Genomic DNA, 14,913 nt, shown 5'->3' on the forward strand with positions numbered 1-14,913 from the left:
TTTAAAATACAAAACGCCCGATGAAGTACATCGAGCGTTTTAGTTAAAAAGTGTCAACCCATATCAGGACGGGTCAAAACTAACGAATTAGTTGTTCACTTTTAGCTTTTGGAAGTACTCATCGTACATTACGCTCGCTTCGCCAACTTCATCTTGCCAAGTACCGCTGTCCATCACTTCTTGTGGTGGGAAGATGCTTGGATCATTAGCAAATTCTTTCGGTAGCAGATCGTGTGCCGTTTTAACTGGCGTAGGATAACCAATCTCAAGTGCAATCTTAGCTGCGTTCTCAGGACGTAGTAGGAAATCGATCATCTTATGAGCTGCGTCAACGTTCTTCGCACCAGCTGGAATTGCTAGGCTGTCCATCCAGAAGATAGTGCCTTTTTCTGGCCAGATGATGTCGATGTTCGCGCCTTCTTGACGAGCCATGTATGCAGAACCGTTCCAAAGCATGCCTAGTGAAACTTCACCCGCAAGGTAAGGGTTTGCAGGAAAGTCTGAGTTAAATACTAATACGTTTGGCATTAGCTTTTTCAGTTCTTCGTAAGCGGCTTTGATTTCTTCTGGGTTAGTCGTGTTTGGTGAGTAACCAAGCTTAGTCAATGCAATGTGGAATACTTCGCGAGAATCATCCATCAGCATTAGTTGACCTTCCCACTTGCTATCCCAGAAATCATCCCATTTAGAAACCGATGACTTGTCTAGCATGTCAGCATTGATACCAATACCGGTCGCACCCCAAATGTATGGGATAGAGTAGTTGTTGTTCGGATCGAACGGTTTGTTTAGGAAGTTAGTATCAAGATCGGCAAAATGAGATAATTTCTCTTTGTCGATCTGTTGTAGCATGCCTTCTTTACGCATTTTAGAGACGAAATAGGTAGACGGTACTACCAAGTCGTAACCAGAACCTTGAGTTTTTAGTTTTGCGTACATACTCTCGTTAGATTCGTATGTAGAGTAAATAACTTTGATTCCGGTTTCTTTTGTAAAGTCTTCAAGAACTTCGTTTGGAATGTATTCCGACCAGTTGTAGAAATACAGTTCTTGATCAGCAGCCATTGCAGGGGTAGCGATGAGCGTCGCTGCACATAGAGCGCTTGCGTAGAATTTACTTTTCATTTGTTTTCCGTTTTGTTTCGCGATTGGACAAGTCAATACTAGCTGGAGTTATCAAGTTGAGCCAAATCGCAGTAAGCACAAATATGTTCATTTAGCTTGAATATCGTTGTCTCCTTGTTATGAGACGATAAATCTATGATACCAAGACAAATAAACCTAGCAACGCGCGATTATATCAGCCTAAGACAAAAATAGGCAGCGTATTGCTGCCTATTTTCCTATGGTTGATGACTTGTTACACAAGCTAGATTATTGTCCCGCTTTCAGCTTGAGGAAGTAATCTTCGTATTTAACGGTTAGATCACCAACCGCATCTTGCCATTCAACGCGGTCAAGGTCTTCTTGAGAAGGGAATAGTGGGGCAACGTCTTTAAACTTAGCATTCGATTCCTCCACCGCCGTTAGGTAGCCAGTATCACGAGAGATTTGCTCTGCGATTTCTGGGCGCAGTAAGAAGTCGATCATCTTGTGAGCGGCTTCTACGTTCTTCGCACCGGAAGAGATAGCGAAGTTATCAACCCAGCCGATACCGCCTTCTTTAGGAAAAACGAGTTTAAGGTTTAGGCCTTCACTTTGTGCCGCTGCGGCGCTACCGTTCCAAAGCATACCAACGCCCACTTCGCCAGACATGTAAGGTGCGCCTGGGTTGTCAGAGTTGAAAACTAGAACGTTTGGCATCAACTTTTGTAGCTCAGCGTACGCTTCATCGATTTGCTTAGGGTCTTTTGAGTTACCTGAGTAGCCAAGTTTACGCAGAGCGATATGGAACACTTCACGAGTGTCGTCCATCAACATTACTTGACCTTCAAGCTCAGGCTTCCATAGGTCAGCCCAGCTTTGGAAGTCGTTTGGATCGTACATGTCTGCGTTAACCGCTAGGCCTGTAATCGCAACAACGTGTGGGATAGAGTAGTCGTTACTTGGATCGTAAGGCTTGTCTAGGTAGTTTTTATCTAGGTTGCCGAAGTTTTTCAGCTTAGTCTTATCGATCTTTTGTAGCATGCCTTCGTCACGCATCTTCGCCACGAAGTACGTTGAAGGTACTACTAGGTCATAACCTTGGTTATGGGTTTTTAGCTTTGCATACAAAGTTTCGTTCGACTCGTAAGTCGAGTAGATCACTTTGATGCCAGTTTCTTTAGTAAATTGCTCTAGGATATTACTGTTGATGTAAGGACCCCAGTTCATAAATACTAGTTCTTTATCATCCGCTGTCGCTGTACCAGAGAACAGAGAAAGCGCACATGCACTACCAGCTAATAGAGTAGCCCATTTTTTCATTGACGTTAGCTCCAAACCAAACGTTGTCCAATTTTGGACGATAGATAGAAAAACAGAATGGCATGTAACCATTCTGTTTCGTGATGTTAACAGGTGAGGATTCTACTTCACTTTTTCTCTTGCTAGCAACTGAGAAATTACTACCAAGACCAAAGAAACAATCAACATCACCGTTGCTAGGGCGTTCACTTCCGGTGAAATGCCCACCTTAACCATGGAGTAAACCTTCAATGGCAAGATTTCGTATGTTGGACCCGTTACAAACGAACTGATGATCACATCGTCCAAAGACAGGGTAAAGCTCAATAACCAACCTGCGGCAACCGCTGGTTTAGCGAGAGGAAGGATGATCTGTTTCAAGATAACCCACTCGCTTGCACCAAGGTCTTTTGCTGCTTCCAACATTTTCACATCAAAGCCATTTAAGCGGCTGTATACAGTTACCACAACGAATGGTAGACAAAAGGTGATGTGAGCAATCAATAGTGTAAAGAAGCCAAGCTGTGCGCCCAATACCAGGAACAGAGCAAGTAATGAAATCGCCATTACAATATCTGGAGACATCATCACGACAAACAGCATGCCGTTTACCGCACCCTTACCTTTGAACGAGTAACGGAATAGGGCAACGGCCGTTAAGCTACCAATGATGGTTGCTGCTGTCGCTGAGAATACCGCTACGTTCAATGAATGCCATGCAGCTTGCATTAGGCTATCGTTGTTTACTAAGGTTTCGTACCATTTCGTGGTGAAACCACCCCATTTCATACCAAATTTGTTGGCATTAAATGAGTTAACAATTAAGACGATGATTGGCAGATACAAAAATGCATACACCAGCGCCATAAAGCTAAATCTAACTGTGCGTCCCATTAGTCTAGCTCCACTTTCTTATTCAATAGTTTGCCTGCTCTGTAGTAAGCGTAAAGCATCACAGCCATTGCGAAGGTGAGGGCGATACTGGTCGCAGCACCAAATGGCCAGTCACGAGCGTTCAATACTTGGCTCTTAATAACGTTACCAATCAGTAGGTTCTTCGCACCACCAAGAAGGTCAGAGATGTAGAACATACCTAGTGCTGGTAGCAGAACCAACAAACAACCACCGATAATGCCAGGCATTGTAAGAGGTAGAATCACTTTCGTAATGGTTTGGAACTTGTTCGCACCAAGATCTTTCGCCGCCTCGATATAAGTGTTGTCCAACTTCTCGATTGCCGAGTAAAGCGGCAGAATCATAAATGGAAGCAGGATGTACACAAGGCCAATCATTACTGCTGTTTCGGTGTACATAATACGTAATGGCTTATCGATGATTTCCATCGCCATTAATGATTTGTTCAAAATACCTTGTGTACCCAGAACAATCTTCAGGCCGTAAGTACGGATAAGAGAGTTTGTCCAAAAAGGTACGATAACTAAGAACAACATGAATGGGCGCCATTTCTCTGGCATTTTCGCTATGATGTAAGCAAATGGGTAACCAATTACTAAACACAACAACGTCGCCACAATCGCCATGTAGAACGAGTGCATCAGCACTTTCGCATACAAGGGATCGAGTAGACGTAAGTAGTTGTCGAAAGTAAATGTCATTTCGATTAAGTTTGCTTCATCACGCGTTAAGAAACTCGTACCGATAATCATCACATTTGGTACCAACACGAAAAGTGTTAACCAACCGACGATTAAGGTAATGATCGCGTTTTGAAGATTAATCTTCTTGCTTATCATTGAGGACTACCTCCCAGCTCTCAACCCAAGTGATAGCGACTTTCTGGCCAAGTGAGTGGTCCACATCAGGATCATCTTCGTTAAAGAATTCGCTAACCATTACACGCATGCCTGAATCCAATTGGATAACTGAATCAAGCGTCATACCTTTATAGGTACGCTCTGTTACGTGACCTACGATGCCTTTTTCTTCAGACTCTTTGATCTCTTCGATACGTAAGTCTTCTGGGCGAAGTAGTACTTGCAGTTTTTCACCTGCTTGCGCTTCCTGATCGTAGTAAACAACAGACTCGACACCTTCGATTTCTGCACGGATACGTTTCTCGTCGATACGCTCTAGCATTGTTGCGTTGAATACGTTGATCTCACCGATAAAGCGAGCAACAAATAGGTTCTTCGGCTCTTCGTAAATCTCACGTGGAGAGCCATCTTGTTCGATAACACCGTCGCGCATAACAATAATGCGGTCAGACATCGATAGGGCTTCTTCCTGATCGTGCGTAACGAAGATAAAGGTAATACCAAGTTGACGCTGAAGCTGTTTAAGCTCGATTTGCATTTGCTTACGCAGTTTGTAATCAAGTGCCGACAGAGATTCATCTAGCAACAGTACTTTTGGTTTGTTAACAACCGCACGCGCAATGGCGATACGTTGTTGCTGACCACCAGAAAGCTGATGAGGCTTACGCTGTGCCATTTTTTCTAGGCGCACCATGCGTAGCGCTTCCATTACTCGTGGTTCAATGTCCGCAGTAGGCGTTTTCTGCATACGAAGGCCAAAAGCGACATTCTCATATACGGTCATGTGTGGAAACAATGCGTAACTTTGAAATACCGTGTTGACGTGCCTTTGCTCTGCAGGAACCTGTGTTACATCCTGGTCATCCAAAATAATTTGACCGTTATCTGCCGTTTCAAAACCTGCAATCATGCGTAAAACTGTTGTCTTACCACAACCAGAAGGCCCGAGAATCGTCAGAAATTCACCATGATTAACATCCAGATTTAAATTACCGATGATTTCCTTACCATCGAAACTTTTACTAATACCAGATAAACGAATAACTGGCTTTCCTGCTTGCGGTTTTGCGTTCAACGTCTGTATTTCCCCCACGTTCAAGCCGGGATTATCCCAGCTGATGTGACACTAACCATTCACTTTTGAGGCGCGCATCATAATCACCAAAAGTGTGAAATTAAAGCATTTTCTTATCTTGAAACAGAAATAATTTTGCAGGAAAAAGCCATCATTCCTTACCATACTGTTTTTATGAGATTAATTGGCATCTAAACACAGTTTGATAGCACTAAACTTTGTTCAACAATTGTTTCAATTTCATGACCTTGAAAGTGGTTAATTATCAACCATACAGTTGAGATTGCAAGGATTGTAGGTGAGTTGTGATGTTAGATGTGGAAAGATTTCTTTATAATGACGATTACATTAATTGACTGGAATTCCAGTCAAAATTTTACAAGTTAGTCTTGGATAAACTATGAACGACGATTTTGAGAAAGATTTCAATCTTGGGGGGAGTGTAGAGCGAGCTTTGTCTGGCAACTACGAGCTTAAAGCTGGCGCGGTTTTTAACGAAGCTTGGCGAGCAACCATCCAGCACTTTTTATCATTTTCTCCTGCCATTATTGTATTGCTTTTTGTCCAGTTAGGTATTTTCTATATTGCATTAAAACTGCAGTTGGGCGATTTGAGCGTTATTCTTGATGCATTTGAGAACCCAGAGTCGTTCACAAACGATATTGTGTCTTCTATTTATGTCGCGAATTTCAGTTATGAGGTGATTAGCGCACCAATTTATGCGGGGATCAGCTTGATGGCTATGAGCCATGTCGCCGGCCTGAAGACTAAGTTGCGCCATGTTGGAAAGGGGTTGCAGTTCACCATTCCTGTTATTCTAGCAACGCTCATGAGCTTAATGCTACAAGGTGTGGTTGGTATGATTTTTCCTTTACTGTCGCTGTATCTTTCCTTGGCATTTAGTCACTCTATTTTGTTGATTTGTGAGAAAAGGGTGCCACCAATGCAAGCGTTGCTGTTATCACTTCGCGCAATCAACAAGAAGATTTTTGTGGTCGCGGGGCTTTACTTAGGCGTGATGTTAATGTTTATTATTGCAGCAATGTTCTACGGTATTGGCTTGATTTTTGTGCTGCCATTCTTCTTCCATTTGAAAGGCATACTCTACCGCGAAATGTTTGGAATTAAGCTTAAGATCGTTACAACACAGAAAAACGATAATGATCACGATGGTAACTCACAGGTGTTTGATGCCTAATTCTTTGAAATCAATAAGTTTACGAGTGGCGGCAACCTGTATAGCCGCCACTTTTATTTCTATAGGCCCATATTTACACTACGAGAAACAGTTTAAATATGTGGAAAATCCTGACGTACTCTCTGGCAAGATTAAGCATGTCGATTTATCACACTTGCCATACATCGGTGATATACCAGACTTCAATTCAATAAAAGATACGAAAGAGAAAAAAGCTGCTTTTTTTGATTTTTTAAGGCCTAAAATTGCTCTTGAGAATCAACGAATTCGTCATGAGCGGGCCTTTCTTACCTCTTTAAAGGTGGGACAAGTGACGCAAGAACAACAAGAGTATGCTCAGCGGTTATCATCTCTGTATTCGTTGCCCTTGAGTAACGATAAGATTGATCAAGCATGGCTAGACGAGATGCTTGTGCGAGTGAACGTCTTACCTGAAGCCTTGGTTCTAACTCAAGCGGCAAATGAATCTGCGTGGGGCACTTCTCGTTTTGCTACTCAAGCAAACAACTTGTTCGGCCAATGGTGTTATAAAAAGGGCTGTGGAATTGTTCCAGCGCAACGTGGCGCTAACAAAGTTCATGAAGTTGAAAAATTCGATTCTGTACAACAGTCTGTTCATGGCTACTTTATGAATGTTAATCGAAACCCAGCGTATGCAGACCTGCGTGAAATCAGAACATCTCTGGCTGAAAAGAACAAGGGCTTGTTAACGGTTGCAACCGCGTCAGAGTTAACGCATGGGTTGCTAGCCTATTCTGAACGTGGCATCGCCTATGTACACGATCTTCGCGCTATGATTCGTCATAACAACGCCTACTGGACGCAATAAAATAACGGATAAAATGAAAAAGTTAAGCCTAAGTCTATTGGGAAGTGCGGCGCTAATTCTTGTATCGCCGATAACCCAAGCTCAAGAGTACATGTTCACGTACTCAAAGTTATACACTCAACTAAAAAACAACAATAAAGAAGGGCATGACGATGTGAAAGTTGGTGTCTTTTTTGTGGACGCAAAAACTAAACAAATTTGTACGATAGAAAAAGCTTGGATGGAAAAAGAAGAGCACTATGAAGAGTTTGTTATCCCTGCTTCACAAGAGTTGCCTTTACCTGTTGATAAAAACTTAAAGTCAGCGAATCCGTTGGTTTTTATCGATACCCCAAAAGATACACGTTGCGATTACTCACTTGTCGTGATGACCAAAGAACCATTACAGGGTAACGTTTCTTACGAGCAACTTAAGCCTCTTCTACCTCAAATGCAGACGATGCTGGAAGATTTAGGCGGTATGTTTGCGGGTTGGTTTACACCGGAAGTTCAAGGTGTGACGATGGAGTTTGCAAATCAACTGAATGATAAAGTGATTTTCTCAAACGGAACCGAAAAGCCAATTGTCAATGGCAAGATACAAGTCGCACTAAGTGAAATAGGGCAAGGTGGCACAATGACACTACCAGAACCGACGATGCGAGTGTTACCTTATCTACCTAACGCAAAGAAATGAACACTGAACGTTTAGAAAGGGCTGCAATCGCAGCTCTTTTTTAATTTTGACCGTAACTAAAGTATCTTTCACACTCTTTTCTTAAAGACTCAATAAGACAAGCATTTAATCCTGCGTAAAAAGCTCGTATAATCCACGCCCCAAAGAAACCCATGTTAGGAAGTCCTAGTCGATTTATCGGCGATGTGAGAGCCCGCAATGAACCAAATAGATACAAGAAAAGAAACCCTAGAATTCAACAAGCTTCAGAAACGCCTAAGAAGACATGTTGGAAATGCCATTACTGATTACAACATGATCGAAGAAGGCGATGTTGTAATGGCATGTATTAGCGGTGGTAAAGATTCATTCGCGATGCTTGATATCCTGCTGAATCTTCAAAAAGCCGCACCGATCAAATTTGAAGTGGTTGCGGTAAACCTAGACCAAAAACAACCGGGCTTCCCTGAGCACATTCTGCCAGAGTATTTCGAAACACTGAATATCCCTTACTATATCGTCGATAAGGACACGTATTCCGTCGTAAAAGAGAAGGTACCAGAAGGCAAAACCACTTGTGGTCTGTGTTCACGCCTGCGACGTGGTACGCTGTATTCATTTGCAGAGAAGATTGGTGCAACTAAGCTTGCGCTAGGTCATCACATGGATGACATCGTCGAAACAATGTTCTTGAATATGTTCCACGGCTCTCGCCTTAAAGCGATGCCACCAAAGCTACGCTCTGATGATGGCCGTAACGTGGTCATTCGTCCATTGACTTACTGTCGTGAAAAAGATTTGATCAAATACGCTGAGCACAAGGATTTCCCAATAATTCCGTGTAACCTTTGTGGCTCTCAAGAGAACCTTCAGCGTCAATCTATAAAAGCAATGTTGATTGAATGGGATAAGAAGACGCCAGGGCGTGTGGAAGCAATTTTTAAATCAATTCAAAACGTAAGCCCAAGCCAACTAGCAGACCGCGAATTGTTCGACTTTGTTAACTTACCGCTAGATCGTGAAGGTAACCGCGAAGAGTATGAATTTAATGAGGCTGTCGTTTCTTCGACGAATATTGATGAATCGATGTTCATCGATGTTACGAACATCTAACTAGTAAAAAAGGAGGTCAATTAGACCTCCTTTTTTGTACCCAACGCTTTAACTGTTCCCAAACAAAAATCCCCCTGTATTCGGGGGATTTATTAGCGCTTATTTGAAAGCGCTCAATACATAGCAATACTAAAGAGAGATTAGGTTGCTGTATTTGGGTCGAGAGGGCTAATGTAGCCTTTTGGTTTTAGAGCCAACACGTCGCAATTTATTTTATCAATCACGTGCTCCGCTGTATTACCAATAAAGACAGCAGAAAGCCCTGTTCGCCCTGTGGTACCTAAAATAACCATTGCTGCGTTCAAGCGCTCTGCAGCTGCCGGAATGACATCTTCAGGTAAACCTTGCTCAACTATCGTTTGTTCTTCATCAAGACCATGTTTTTGGCGTAGTGCTTTCATAGCCGTTAAATGATGACCTCGCACTGCATCGGTATAAGTCGTTGGGTCAAATTCAGGAAGTTCAATCGTAATATTCGCCGGTGTAACGGGGTAGGCGTTAACAAGATATGGCTTGGCCTCAAGCCGAGTGGTGATTTCTTTTAATCGCTCGACCATCGTATCGTTGAGATCAATATGAGTCGGGTTTTCTGAGCCCACATGTACTGAGGCAAGGATACTTGCTTGTTCCGGCCAAGCAGCATTCTTAATAAGAAGCACTGGAATAGGGCATTTTCGCAACAAGTGCCAATCTGTCGGTGTAAAAATGACAGACTCTAAAACATCATGCTTACGTGTGCCTTTGATGACTAGGTCATGATTGCCTGCGTAGACTTCAGCAATAATCGCCTCATAAGGACGGTTGTGCCAGACAACACAAACATCAAAGTCGAAGCCATCGTTTAGGTATGGTTGAGCAATTTTACGCATCCACTGCTCACGCTGATGAATGACACCTCGACGCATAGCATCTCTTTCATCCACTGATAGCATTGACGTCATGTCATACGAGAAATCGTAAATGGATAAAAAGAAAGTGATTCGGCTTCTAGATACACTTTTCTGAGCTAATTGAACAGCTCTTGCAAGTGCGGGCTGCTCATCATTATTGATGTCAGCTACAACAAGGATCTTACTGTATATACTCATAACTAAGCCCACTTCTATTGCAAAACCAGATACTGAATGTAAATTAAATCAGTATTTTGGAGTACTCACCGTACATTTTTACTGTAGCTTAGTTTGGAGAACTTTTTGAGGACTTTCGAAAGGAATTTATGAGAAATATGATGTAGCTCATTTTCGAGCTACATCAATAATTAGGGTGTATTATTCTTTAGTTACACCAGCAAGTTCCATCAATGCATCGTGGTCTAAGATAGTGATATATTTACCTTTTACGCTTAGGATCTCAGATTTCTGGAAACGACCTAACAAACGACTGATCGTTTCGACTGTAAGACCAAGGTAGTTGCCAATATCACCACGAGTCATAGTTAAACGAAACTCTCTAGGGCTGAAGCCACGCTGAGAAAAACGCGTTGATAGGTTGTAAAGGAAAGCAGCTAGTCGCTCTTCTGCGTTCTTTTTAGAAAGAAGCAAAATCATTTCCTGATCACCTTTAATTTCGTTACTCATCAAACGCATGATTTGCTGGCGAAGCTTAGGCATTTTACCCGATAGATCGTCTAAAATTTCGTATGGGATTTCACATACCATCGACGTTTCGAGTGCTTGAGCAAAGCTAGGGTGGGAGTCACCAGTGATAGCATCGAAACCGACTAAGTCTCCAGCTAAGTGAAACGCTGTGATTTGCTCATCACCTTGCTCTGTGATCGTATAGCTCTTGATGGTACCAGAGCGGATAGCGTATAGCGATTTTAGCTCATCACCGGCCTTAAAAAGCTCTTGTCCTTTTTGAATAGGCTTCTTACGTTCGATGATTTGGTCAAGCTGGTCAAGTTCTGCCTCATTTAGAGTGAACGGGATACACAGTTGACTAATGCTACAATCTTGGCAATGAATGGCGCAACCGCCTGATTGGATACGCTTTGTTGCAGGTTTTTCAGAAATCATAACAACCTTTCACTATTTGATATACATCAATATTTTAGCATCGCTTAATCCTAAAGGGTAGCAAAAATGTCACCTCAATAGAGTTTAACGTTATATGAAACCGAGTAACGCTAAGGCTCCTACAGCGGTATACGTACCATAGCCAATAAGGATTAATGCTGAAATATTTCTAAATATTAATGATTTTTGTAATTTCTGAAAATGATTGGCACCGTATCCAATAATAAGCATTGCAGGTAGCGTTCCGAGCCCAAACGCAAGCATAATTAGGCCGCCGTTCATCGCACTACCAGAAACCGCCGACCAAGTAAGCGCTGAATAAACTAAACCACATGGTAACCAACCCCAAATAAAGCCAAATGGCAACGCGTGAAGAGGATGCTTTAATGGTAACAAACTCTTCCCTGCCGGCGAGATAAAGCGCCAGAGATACTGCCCTAGCTTTTCTATTAAAAGTAAGCCTTGCCACCATTTAGCAATATACAGCGCGACCAGGATCATGAATAACGCAGCAATCAGCCTTAACCAAGCAAGAGAGTGCGTTAACCCACTAAGCTCAGATAAACCTGATATAGCACCACCCACTAATGCACCTATTAAGGTATAACTGAACAATCGTCCGAGGTTGTAGAAGAGGGGGATAAGAGGGGTGGTTTTATTTTTAGCAGAAGAGCCCATGGTAAGTAGAGACGCGATACCACCACACATACCCATACAATGACCGGCTCCTACTAAGCCGATCATCAACGCACCGATAAAATCAGGAGTCATAAAGGTCGCTACTTTTTATCACTATTAGATTGGTCTTCTTCGTCGAGAAGAATGTTGTGCCCTTGCCGTTCAAGATCTTCAAACTGATCGCTTCTTACCGCCCAAAGAAAAACGGCGACAGCAACACAAACGAGAACGATAGCGATGGGAATCAATATATAAAGACTTTCCATGTTTGCTTTCTCTACTTATTTCTCTTTGAGCAGGCGCAAAGAGTTAGATACAACGATAATTGAGCTTGCAGACATGCCAACTACTGCAATGTAGGGAGCCACTAAACCTGCGACCGCCAAAGGCAAAATTAACAGGTTGTAACCCAAAGACCAAGCCAAGTTTTCTCGAATAATCTTTCTTGTACGCAGTGCAAGCAAACGTGCCTCTAGTAGCTTTTCGAGATTATCCCCAAGTAACGTCATATCTGCAGAAGCTTTAGCGACATCTGTACCACCGCCCATTGCGACAGAAAGGTGAGCTCCGGCGAGAGTCGGCGCGTCATTGATTCCATCACCAACCATCATAGTGATACTGTTTTCGTCCAAGCTCTTAAGGTATGCAAGCTTATCTTCTGGCTTTGCTGACGCGACAATGTGATCGATACCAATTTCATTCGCCACTGGTTGGGCGTTTGAGAGAGAATCACCAGTTAGCAGGGTTGTCTTAATTCCAGCGTCAGCAAAACGTTGAATAAAGGCTTTGCTTTCTTTTCGGATAGGGTCGCGGTAGTAAAAGCTAGCGACATGCTTGCCATCAACCGACAGATAGACCGCCTGGCTTTCATCACTTTCTTTGCCTTGAACAAAAGCAGCACTACCTATCTTAACGATTTTGCCATTCCATATCCCTTCAATCCCTGACCCAATCACGTTTTGCACATCAGACACGATAAAGTCATCATTGGTGAAAGTTGCAAAAGAACGAGCGATAGGGTGGTTTGCATGAGCCTCTAAAGCTGCAGCTAGTGATAGACAATCTTTCTGTGGGAGATCACTAAGTACCTTTGTTTCACAGATCTCAATATCACCTTTCGTTAGAGTGCCTGTTTTATCTACAACTAAGTGGTTGATCTTACATAGTGTCTCAAACACATGGCCTTTACGAAGCAAAATGCCAAAATTACCCATTCTAGAGGTAGCACAAGTGAGAGCGGTCGGAGTGGCCAGAGATAGCGCACATGGGCATGTAGCAACTAACACAGACAGCATGATCCAAAACGCATCATCTGGTTTTGTTTGATGCCAGTAAAACCAAGTACCAGCAGAGATAATAAGAATCACACCAACAAAGTAACGGGCGACAATGTCGGCAATTTCCGCAATTTTAGGTTTGGAGTGTTGAGCTTCATCTTGTAAACGCACGATATTAGAAATCATTGAATCGGCCTTTGAGCTTACTACCTCAAGTTCAAATGATTCGTCTCCGTTTAGCGTTCCCGCATAAACAATATCGCCTTCTCGTTTCACAACGTGCACTGACTCACCCGTTAGCATGGATTCATCAATATGAATACGGCTTGAAATAACTTTACCGTCAGCGGGGATATGTTCACCAGGTAGAACGCGAATACGATCGCCAACTTTTAGCGTCTTCACGGGTATCTGATCACCGTCCAGCGTTGTAGCAATTGCCGGAATCAACTTAAGAAGGTTACCACTCGCTGCAGCAGCTTTGCGACGAGCGCGCATCTCTAAGAATCGACCTACTAACAAAAAGAAGGTAAACATCGAGATAGATTCAAAGAAGACTTCGCCTTGTTCAGTTACTGTTGCAACTAAACTTGCAACATAGGCAAAGATCAACGCGATAGAAACCGGGACATCCATACCAAGGGTTCGGCCTTTGATACTGCGCCATGCGTTTAAGTAAAATGGAAGAGCGGAATAAAGCAAAACAGGAGTAGCAAAAATCAAACTTACCCAACGAAAGTAACTTTTAAACTCTGGCTCTAAATCACCAAAGACTTCGAGATACAGTGCAACGGCGAGCATCATGACCTGCATGGTTGCTAAACCTGCAATACCTAGCCGATATAGATATTGCTTCATCATTCGATGGTAAGAGGCTTCTTGCTTATCTGCTTCAAAAGGTGCAGCTTTGTAACCAAGTTTATGTATAACGGAAAGGAGCTCGCTTAACCGTACCTGAGTTTTATCCCAGGCTAGTAACGCTCGATTGGTGGTTGTATTAACACGGATAGATACCAACCCGGCCGTATTAGAAACTTGCTTTTCGATTAACCACGCACAAGCGGCACATGAAACGCCTTCCAAAGAAAGGGTTACTTCAGAAACATTTTCGCGATTTCGTACGAATTCAGATTGTACATCCGCATTGTCATAATGAATTAAAGCTTGGAGTTGCTCTGGTACTAGATCTGCCTTTTCTGCAGGCGCAGTGCGGTATTGGTAATATGAGACAAGACCACTATCGACAATAGTCTGCGCCACAGTTTCGCAGCCCGGACAACACATGTCGCGAATTTCACCCAATATTTCTACTTTGAAATCCGTGTTGGCTGGTACATCTTCACCGCAGTGATAACAGGATTTACACATATGCTTACTTCATTAACGGTGTTGAAGAGGCAGGAAACTCAACTTTACCTTGGATCATCCATTGCTTGTCGTGTGGTTGTAGTTCAACAAACCATGGTCCTTGAATAGATTCCTCAGCTTTTAGTCGGTAATTACCAGATGCATCCGCTGTTACAAGCTTTGTGAAGTCACGATCAGGAAGAGTACGATGAGTGAAAGTGGCCGTTAGAGCAGGGTAATGAGGTAGCTTCCCTTTAGCGAAAACAATCACAACATTGTTATTTTCAGAGGAAATCTCAGCGTTAAGACCTAGGTCACGAGCGACATTCATTTTACTAATGTCGATATTAATGCCTTTGCCTTTTTTATAGTAATCCTCGGCGACTAAAGAAACAGAGTTGTTCGAGAAAACGACCACAGTAATCACAGTCCAAACTACGACAGTAAGAGGAAGGATGATTAGGAACCACGGCCAAAATTGTTTATACCAAGGCTTTACCATAAAAAAGTTCTCAACAGCTAAATGAAAAAATGTAAGGCGTTAAATTTAAAGGAAAGACAGCCCC

Annotated in this window: 15 protein-coding genes; 4 read left to right on the forward strand and 11 right to left on the reverse strand. The window is 42.7% G+C overall.

The features are described 5' to 3' along the window. Positions 1 to 87 precede the first annotated feature (87 nt). From R7Q46_RS20500 to potA, 5 genes are all read right to left on the reverse strand, one after another. Positions 88 to 1,125 (reverse strand): extracellular solute-binding protein, encoded by a 1,038-nt coding sequence (locus tag R7Q46_RS20500; protein WP_005377521.1) that lies wholly within the window; start codon positions 1,123 to 1,125, stop codon positions 88 to 90. 249 nt (positions 1,126 to 1,374) lie between these two features. After that, positions 1,375 to 2,406 (reverse strand): extracellular solute-binding protein, encoded by a 1,032-nt coding sequence (locus R7Q46_RS20505; protein ID WP_017634902.1) that lies wholly within the window; start codon positions 2,404 to 2,406, stop codon positions 1,375 to 1,377. A 102-nt stretch (positions 2,407 to 2,508) separates the two neighbouring features. After that, entirely contained in the window at positions 2,509 to 3,279 is a 771-nt protein-coding gene (gene potC / locus R7Q46_RS20510; RefSeq protein ID WP_318077754.1) for a spermidine/putrescine ABC transporter permease PotC, read from the reverse strand. Next, positions 3,279 to 4,139, reverse strand: coding sequence for a spermidine/putrescine ABC transporter permease PotB (gene potB, locus R7Q46_RS20515; RefSeq protein WP_005377512.1), 861 nt, complete (start codon positions 4,137 to 4,139; stop codon positions 3,279 to 3,281). Before potB ends, potC begins: the two co-directional genes overlap by 1 nt. Continuing rightward, positions 4,120 to 5,235: a spermidine/putrescine ABC transporter ATP-binding protein PotA gene (gene potA, locus R7Q46_RS20520; protein ID WP_017634901.1), complete on the reverse strand. Its 1,116-nt coding sequence runs from the start codon at positions 5,233 to 5,235 to the stop codon at positions 4,120 to 4,122. Before potA ends, potB begins: the two co-directional genes overlap by 20 nt. A gap of 400 nt (positions 5,236 to 5,635) precedes the next feature. On the opposite strand from potA, the gene R7Q46_RS20525 reads away from it, so the two are divergent. From R7Q46_RS20525 to ttcA, 4 genes are all read left to right on the forward strand, one after another. After that, positions 5,636 to 6,433 (forward strand): hypothetical protein, encoded by a 798-nt coding sequence (locus R7Q46_RS20525; RefSeq protein WP_005389175.1) that lies wholly within the window; start codon positions 5,636 to 5,638, stop codon positions 6,431 to 6,433. Continuing rightward, positions 6,426 to 7,262, forward strand: coding sequence for a glucosaminidase domain-containing protein (locus tag R7Q46_RS20530; RefSeq protein WP_017634900.1), 837 nt, complete (start codon positions 6,426 to 6,428; stop codon positions 7,260 to 7,262). The genes R7Q46_RS20525 and R7Q46_RS20530 overlap by 8 nt, the downstream gene beginning before the upstream one ends. A 13-nt stretch (positions 7,263 to 7,275) precedes the next feature. Further along, positions 7,276 to 7,938 carry a DUF2987 domain-containing protein gene (locus R7Q46_RS20535; RefSeq protein WP_042522976.1) on the forward strand — a complete coding sequence of 221 codons (663 nt, stop codon included), beginning with the start codon at positions 7,276 to 7,278 and terminating at the stop codon, positions 7,936 to 7,938. A gap of 198 nt (positions 7,939 to 8,136) precedes the next feature. Continuing rightward, the gene (ttcA, locus tag R7Q46_RS20540; RefSeq protein WP_005377502.1) at positions 8,137 to 9,030 is read left to right on the forward strand and encodes a tRNA 2-thiocytidine(32) synthetase TtcA; all 894 of its coding nucleotides are present in this window, start codon (positions 8,137 to 8,139) and stop codon (positions 9,028 to 9,030) included. A 140-nt stretch (positions 9,031 to 9,170) separates the two neighbouring features. On the opposite strand, the gene uspE is transcribed toward ttcA, so the two are convergent. From uspE to R7Q46_RS20570, 6 genes are all read right to left on the reverse strand, one after another. Beyond that, on the reverse strand, positions 9,171 to 10,118 hold the full coding sequence (gene uspE, locus R7Q46_RS20545) for a universal stress protein UspE (protein WP_005377500.1): 948 nt from the start codon (positions 10,116 to 10,118) through the stop codon (positions 9,171 to 9,173). 180 nt (positions 10,119 to 10,298) lie between these two features. Next, positions 10,299 to 11,045 (reverse strand): FNR family transcription factor, encoded by a 747-nt coding sequence (locus R7Q46_RS20550; protein WP_005377497.1) that lies wholly within the window; start codon positions 11,043 to 11,045, stop codon positions 10,299 to 10,301. Between the two features lie 90 nt (positions 11,046 to 11,135). After that, the gene (locus R7Q46_RS20555) at positions 11,136 to 11,816 is read right to left on the reverse strand and encodes a sulfite exporter TauE/SafE family protein (protein WP_064353933.1); all 681 of its coding nucleotides are present in this window, start codon (positions 11,814 to 11,816) and stop codon (positions 11,136 to 11,138) included. 8 nt (positions 11,817 to 11,824) lie between these two features. Next, positions 11,825 to 11,989, reverse strand: coding sequence for a cbb3-type cytochrome oxidase assembly protein CcoS (gene ccoS / locus R7Q46_RS20560; protein ID WP_005377493.1), 165 nt, complete (start codon positions 11,987 to 11,989; stop codon positions 11,825 to 11,827). 15 nt (positions 11,990 to 12,004) lie between these two features. Continuing rightward, positions 12,005 to 14,368 carry a heavy metal translocating P-type ATPase gene (locus R7Q46_RS20565; RefSeq protein WP_318077755.1) on the reverse strand — a complete coding sequence of 788 codons (2,364 nt, stop codon included), beginning with the start codon at positions 14,366 to 14,368 and terminating at the stop codon, positions 12,005 to 12,007. Positions 14,369 to 14,372: 4 nt separating this feature from the next. After that, positions 14,373 to 14,849, reverse strand: a complete 477-nt coding sequence (locus tag R7Q46_RS20570) for a FixH family protein (RefSeq protein WP_005377489.1) — start codon at positions 14,847 to 14,849, stop codon at positions 14,373 to 14,375. Positions 14,850 to 14,913: the final 64 nt, after the last annotated feature.

It is taken from the genome of Vibrio sp. 811 (assembly GCF_033339195.1).